This is a genomic window from Peribacillus sp. (assembly GCF_059453735.1).
Map to the genome: position 1 here is coordinate 1 of NZ_JAZVJO010000238.1, position 6,330 is coordinate 6,330.

Here is a 6,330-nt window from a genome sequence, read left to right on the forward strand (position 1 = left end):
CGTGATTCAATCGATTACATTAGTTTAAGAAAAATTGAAACGGGGTTTAAATCCCCGTTTTTTTTATTCTAGAGTATATTGATTCAAGTTGGTATAATATAGAGGATTCTTAAGTTGTCTGGAAGGAGTGTAGAAATGAATGAATTGAATCAAGCTGTCTTGGGGCTGTTTCTTTATTTTCCTGAAGACAAATCTGAGTATATTCCAGCAGGCATTACGTGTGTCATCTTTCTTATTGCTGCTGTATTTGCTATGCGATTTATCATGAAAATTTCTCGAAATGAAGCATTGAAAACTCAGAAATTAGAAGAAGAAATTACAAAAAAAAATCTTAGGATTTCAGAAGAAGATCCTTCAAAATAAGTGCAAAAGCTACGAATTCGGTAAGAATCCGCAGCTTTTTTTATTTGTTAAAACTGATTGGTTGTGCTTCCTGGTGCTTCACATGTTTAAGAAGAGCAACGATAAGAAAACTTACAATGACGAGCAGCAGCCAAGAGCTGATTTTACTGAAATGGACTAGGTGCCAGCCTTCTTCCTGGTTCGGATATTGCCATGCCCCAAAGAAAGTAGCCACATTTTCAGCAATCCAAATAAAGAACCCCATTAAAACAAACGATAGTACCACAGGCATTTGATAGGGTTGGTGGTTTACTGTGAACGTTACAATGGTCCGGTAAAAAACTAGAAGGACGACCCCCATTAATATCCAGCGAAGATCAATGATGAAATGATGTGTGAAAAAGTTAAGATAGATTGCTGCAGCAGTAATGGTTGCAATGATGGTAGGCGGCCAATTGACTAATGTAAGTTGTAAACGCCGCCACGATTGGCACATATAGCTGGCTACACTTGCATACATAAATCCGCTGTATAGCGGAACTCCCCATAGCTTAGAAAACCCCTCTTCCGGATACGACCAAGAACCCATATGAACTTTATATAACTCGAGTGCAAGTCCAATGACATGAAAGAGACAGATGACTTTAAGCTCGTCCCATGTTTCAAATTTTGCTTTAACCATAAACACCTGCATGAGCAGGCAAAGAATCAGGATAAAGTCATATCGAGGTATGATTGAAAGCGGAATGATTTTGGAAAGTGCAAGTGTTAAAAAGATAGCAACTGGAAACAGGCAGGCCAAAGCTTGATTGTATCCAAAATGAATAAGAAATGATAATGGTTTCATTTTTCAAAACCCCTATAGGAAAATTATGTTAAACATTAGGATATCTCACAAAATGCAGCTTGCCAAGAATGTCCCCTTATTTATTACTTATAAAAATATGGATAATGGAAAATACTAAGAAAAGATTATAGTGAGGAAGGGACTGGCGTATATGCTTTCAAACCAGCAAGTACAGGATTTTCAACAAAAGCTCGAACAGCAGAAAAAAGAGCTAAAGGAGCACTTTGGAGATGAAAATGATTTTGGTTTAAGGCGGAGCCTGGTAGATTCAACAGGTGAGTTATCAAGTTATGATAACCATCCAGCTGATGAAGGGACTGAGTTATACGAACGTGAAAAGGATCTTGCCCTATATGAGCATTATCAAATTGAATTAGCGGATATTGATAAGGGATTGAAGGCAATCGAAGAAGGAAGTTATGGGAAATGCGAGGTATGCTCGAAAGACATTCCATACGAACGGCTGGAGGCCATGCCTACGACTCGTTTTTGTATAGACCATTCTCCATCTCAACACACGTCTGATGACCGTCCAATCGAAGAATCAGTCTTACGTACGTCCTTCGGAGGTTTTGTGGCAGATAAAGATCATGAATCAGTTGGATATGATGGTGAGGATTCTTGGCAGGATGTTGCGAGGTACGGAACATCCGATACACCTGCAGATCAAGTTCAACCTACAGCAGACTATAACGATACGTATATAGAAGCACAAGAAAATGTTGGGTACGTCGAAGATTATGAAAATTTTGCGGGTGTTGACCTGTATGGAGATTCGGTTACCATCTATCGAAATGCCAAATATGAAAATTATATGGATATGCTAGAAGAAGAAGGAGTGCAGACCATCCTTGGAGACTTGCCTGCTTCTGAAAAAGAACCTTATGTAGAAGAAGACAGCGAGGATTAATGAGTCAAGGGTGTGAAAGTGTGTCAAAAGCTTTCACACCTGTTTTTGATTTGTTATAATACCCCCATAGGTATATTGAGGGGGAATTTTAATGAAAAAGAAAATAATCATCGTTGGCGGTGTTGCTGGGGGAGCTACAGCAGCTGCAAGACTGAGACGTTTAAATGAAGAAGATACTATTATTATGTTTGAACGCGGAGAATATATATCATTTGCCAATTGCGGACTTCCATACTATATTGGCGGTGTCATTTCAGAACGTAAAAAGCTGCTTGTTCAGACTGTTGAAGGAATGAGTAATCGCTTTAACTTAGATATTCGTAATTTAACGGAAGTTGTGCGGATTAATACTCAAGAAAAAACGGTGACGGCGCGTAATTTGCAAACGGGAGAAGAATATGACGAATCCTATGATGCGTTAATTCTTTCGCCAGGCTCTAAACCAATTATGCCTCAAATTTCTGGAATAGAAGAAGCTAAATCTTTATTTACGGTTCGTAACGTCCCAGATACAGATCGAATTAAAGAATATGTTGATGAAGGAAAGCCAAAGCGAGCGGTCGTGATAGGCGGAGGATTTATTGGTCTTGAGCTAGCTGAAAATCTGGTAGAACGTGGAGTGAAGGTAACGGTCATTGAGCGTGGAGATCAGGTAATGGCTCCAATCGATTTTGAGATGGCTCAAATTGTTCATGCAGAGCTTAAGAATAAAGGAATAAACTTGATTCTGAACGATGGTGTTAAGGAATTTAAAGATCAAGGAACGTCCATTATTTTAGAAAGCGGCAAGGTTGAATCAGCTGATATGATCATTCTTGCCATTGGTGTTCAGCCAGAAACACAGCTCGCCAATGATGCAGGTCTTGAACTTGGAGTACACGGGACAATTAAAGTGAATGAGAAGCTGCAAACTTCCGACCCTTCCATTTATGCAGTTGGGGATGCCATAGAAGTAAAGGACTATATCAATGGAATGGCTGGTTTTGTCCCACTTGCAGGTCCTGCTAATCGTCAAGGGCGTATTGTCGCAGATGTCATTAATGGTATGCCGGCAAGCTACCAGGGTGTTCTCGGAACTTCAATCGTGAAGGTATTCGAGCTGACGGCTGCTGTAACCGGAAATAACGAAAAAACATTAAAGAAGATGAATCGTTCTTATGAAGTGATTCACGTTCAGCCTATGAACCATGCAGGCTATTATCCTGGTGCTTCACCGATGACGTTAAAAGTTATTTTTGATAAAAAAACTGGTGAAATACTTGGAGCACAGGCAGTTGGGAAAGGCGGAATTGATAAACGGATTGATGTACTAGCAACGGCCATTAAAGCCCGTATGACGGTGGAGGATTTAGCTGATTTAGAGCTTTCCTACGCACCGCCGTTTTCTTCAGCTAAAGATCCTGTTAATATTGCCGGTTATGCGGCTTCAAATATTATGGATGGTTCTGCTGAGAGTGTTCAGTGGCATGAAATTGATGAACTTCTGGCAGGTGGAGGTATATTGATTGATGTACGGGACCCTGGTGAGGTGGCTAGAGGCGCGATTGACGGCGCAATTAATATCCCTGTTAATGAATTGCGTGAACGGCTTGAGGAAGTTCCTCGAGATAAAGACTTATACGTTTCTTGTCAAGTTGGTTTACGAGGGTATTTAGCTGCCCGTATTCTAACTGGTCATGGTATAAAAGTGAAAAATCTAGATGGTGGATATAAGCTGTATTCTACAGCTAAATCCGTGTATTAAAGGACAAGTACCGTTCCTATATGGAACGGTGCTTTTTTTTGTATCTCTTTTCTTATTGGGGGGAAGATAGAAATAGATTAGGGGGCGAAAATCGGATGAAAAAAGTGTTACTAATTGGGTTTGTGGTGCTGCTTGCAGGCTGTGCGGAAGAGAATCCTAAGAAACTGGATGTAAAAATGTTTAATGCTGATGGAGATTCTTTGGGTACGATTAAGGTTGAGGAACAAGCGAAGGGTGTGAAACTGAAAGTTGATTTGGAGGGGCTTGAGCCGGGCGTACATGGCATTCATATTCATAGTGTAGGTAAGTGCAAAGCGCCTGATTTTAAATCAGCAGGCAACCATTATAATCCCGATGATAAAGAGCATGGGCTTCTTCATCCGAAGGGAGCCCATGCTGGGGATTTACCTAATTTAATTGTTAAGGATTCTGGTAATGTGAAAGCTACGCTTACTGCAAAAGATGTAACTTTAAGGAAAGGGAAAACAACGCTTTTTACACAGAAGGGTACTTCCATCATTGTGAATCAAAACCAAGATGACGGGATGACTCAGCCAGCAGGAGACTCTGGGAAACGAATCGCCTGCGGTGTTATTAAAAAAGGGAAGTAACTACTCTGCTCAGCTAAACGCTTGTTTAAGTCTGTTGAGTCCATCTTCTAATAGTGCACGTGGACAGCCAATGTTCATTCGAACAAAACCTTCTCCGCCAGGACCATATTTAGCTCCTGGCTCTAATGCCAGTTTTCCTTTAGAAGTAAGAAGTTCTTGGATTTCTTCGTCGCTCAAGCCTAGACCGCGGCAATCGATCCATAACAGGTACGATGCCTCAGGGTGCATACAGCGCAAACCAGGTATTTCATGAGCGATAAATTCTTCTGCAATCTTCACGTTACTTTCAACATACGCAAGCATTTCGTCAAGCCAGGTTTCCCCGGTTCGATAGGCTGCTTCCATTGCCGTCAAACCCAATATGTTGAGCCCGTGAAAGGCATTTCTAGTCTGTGTAGTCGTAATTTTGGTGCGAATATCACTATTGCTCGTAATCATAATCGATGCTTGCATGCCAGCAATATTAAAGGTTTTACTAGGTGCCATCAGCGTTACAGTCTGATCAGCATAACGTTCATTTAATGAGGCCAGCGGATAATGAGTATAGGAAGAATGAAATAAGTCAGCATGAATTTCATCACTAACAATTATCGTTCCATACTTCAAGCATAGCTCAGCCATACGCGTTAACTCCTCTTTTGTCCATATGCGGCCGCCTGGGTTATGAGGGCTGCACAGAAGAAAGAGTTTGACGCCTTCTTTAAGTTTTTCTTCAAAGTCGATAAAGTCTATTTCAAAGCGATCATCAATGACTTTCAGCTGACTATTAACAACCACTCGATCATTTTGTTCAATCATGCTGAAAAAGGGCGTATAAACAGGAGACTGCAGCAAAATTTTATCGGCGGGTTCAGTAAGTCCCTGAATCGTCATTCCAATTGCTGAGACGACGCCTGCGCTGAAGGAAAGATGGTCTTTGTTTACTTCCCAGGAATGGCGATTTTTAAGCCACGTTTGAATGACAGGCAAAAGGGACGGCATTGGAGCTGTATATCCGTAAACAGGATGCATGACACGATCTAGTAAGGCTTTCTGTACACCTATTGGTGAAGGGAAATCCATATCAGCTACCCACATTGGCAGAAGGTCATCTCTTCCATAGAGATCCTTCATATGATCCCATTTAAAGGCACCCGTATTTTTTCGGTCAATATGTTCATCAAAGTTATTCATTACAAACACCACCATTTAAATTTTACTATCCATAGTAATATGATAACATGTTCAAAGATAATGAATAGCAGGTGATGATTGCGTGCAAAACCAAGAAATGAATATTACCATGGTTAAAGTCCTGCGAAACTGGGATCCTTACAATCAAGGAGAAGATTTTTATGATCCAGAAATAGCTGACTGTATGATCGCCATGCGCGACATAGAGAACAATAAAGATCTAGCCAGGAAAATCAAAGAAATCTATGAATTCTCCTTTGAAGAACCAATCGCGTATGAGGAGTGCTTAATGATTGCCGAAAAATTACTAACCATCAAAAATAATGCAAGTTGCTCCTTCTAAAAGCTGACCATTTTCTGTGGATCAGCTTTTTTTGATTTTGCACTAGGACGTATAGCCCTGCTGAACAAGTTGTATTAATGGAGTCTATGGATACCCCACTGGGTTTTTCCGTCATATTAAAAGGTGCCAGACGGGAATAGTGTTCATCCAGATGGGAATAGTGTTCATCCAAACGGGAATAACCCTATTCGAGACGGGAATAAGCTCATGCCAGACGGGAATAATCAGGATTTAGCTGTAGAAAGAAAGAACATACCCCCCGCCCCATGGAGCCGTCATCCTTCATTTGTAATAAAATTGTCAATATGACGAAACTCTTCTTCTGGTTTTTCCTCTGGCAGTAAATGTCCTGTGCCTTCT

7 protein-coding genes are annotated in these 6,330 nt (G+C 40.8%); 5 read left to right on the forward strand and 2 right to left on the reverse strand.

Annotated features, from left to right (window positions below):
• Positions 1-135: 135 nt before the first annotated feature.
• Complete coding sequence (locus tag AC52RT_RS07465; protein ID WP_495540157.1) at positions 136-363, forward strand: hypothetical protein; 228 nt, start codon at positions 136-138, stop codon at positions 361-363.
• A 40-nt stretch (positions 364-403) separates the two neighbouring features.
• Here AC52RT_RS07465 and AC52RT_RS07470 read toward each other — a convergent pair whose 3' ends face one another.
• Positions 404-1,189, reverse strand: a complete 786-nt coding sequence (locus tag AC52RT_RS07470) for a DUF817 domain-containing protein (RefSeq protein ID WP_495540158.1) — start codon at positions 1,187-1,189, stop codon at positions 404-406.
• Between the two features lie 151 nt (positions 1,190-1,340).
• Here AC52RT_RS07470 and AC52RT_RS07475 point away from each other — a divergent pair, with 151 nt between their 5' ends.
• From AC52RT_RS07475 to AC52RT_RS07485, 3 genes are all read left to right on the forward strand, one after another.
• On the forward strand, positions 1,341-2,099 hold the full coding sequence (locus tag AC52RT_RS07475) for a TraR/DksA C4-type zinc finger protein (RefSeq protein ID WP_495540159.1): 759 nt from the start codon (positions 1,341-1,343) through the stop codon (positions 2,097-2,099).
• 91 nt (positions 2,100-2,190) lie between these two features.
• Entirely contained in the window at positions 2,191-3,843 is a 1,653-nt protein-coding gene (locus AC52RT_RS07480) for a CoA-disulfide reductase (protein WP_495540160.1), read from the forward strand.
• A gap of 95 nt (positions 3,844-3,938) precedes the next feature.
• Complete coding sequence (locus AC52RT_RS07485; RefSeq protein WP_495540161.1) at positions 3,939-4,454, forward strand: superoxide dismutase family protein; 516 nt, start codon at positions 3,939-3,941, stop codon at positions 4,452-4,454.
• A 9-nt stretch (positions 4,455-4,463) separates the two neighbouring features.
• On the opposite strand, the gene AC52RT_RS07490 is transcribed toward AC52RT_RS07485, so the two are convergent.
• Positions 4,464-5,627, reverse strand: coding sequence for a MalY/PatB family protein (locus AC52RT_RS07490; RefSeq protein ID WP_495540162.1), 1,164 nt, complete (start codon positions 5,625-5,627; stop codon positions 4,464-4,466).
• A gap of 82 nt (positions 5,628-5,709) precedes the next feature.
• Here AC52RT_RS07490 and AC52RT_RS07495 point away from each other — a divergent pair, with 82 nt between their 5' ends.
• Entirely contained in the window at positions 5,710-5,970 is a 261-nt protein-coding gene (locus AC52RT_RS07495) for a DUF1871 family protein (protein WP_495540163.1), read from the forward strand.
• Positions 5,971-6,330: the final 360 nt, after the last annotated feature.

Coding starts and splice junctions, on each gene's coding strand:
- AC52RT_RS07470 (WP_495540158.1), bottom strand. CDS start 1,189: ATGAAACCATTATCATTTCTTATTCATTTTGGATACAATCAAGCTTTG.
- AC52RT_RS07480 (WP_495540160.1), top strand. CDS start 2,191: ATGAAAAAGAAAATAATCATCGTTGGCGGTGTTGCTGGGGGAGCTACA.
- AC52RT_RS07475 (WP_495540159.1), top strand. CDS start 1,341: ATGCTTTCAAACCAGCAAGTACAGGATTTTCAACAAAAGCTCGAACAG.
- AC52RT_RS07490 (WP_495540162.1), bottom strand. CDS start 5,627: ATGAATAACTTTGATGAACATATTGACCGAAAAAATACGGGTGCCTTT.
- AC52RT_RS07485 (WP_495540161.1), top strand. CDS start 3,939: ATGAAAAAAGTGTTACTAATTGGGTTTGTGGTGCTGCTTGCAGGCTGT.
- AC52RT_RS07465 (WP_495540157.1), top strand. CDS start 136: ATGAATGAATTGAATCAAGCTGTCTTGGGGCTGTTTCTTTATTTTCCT.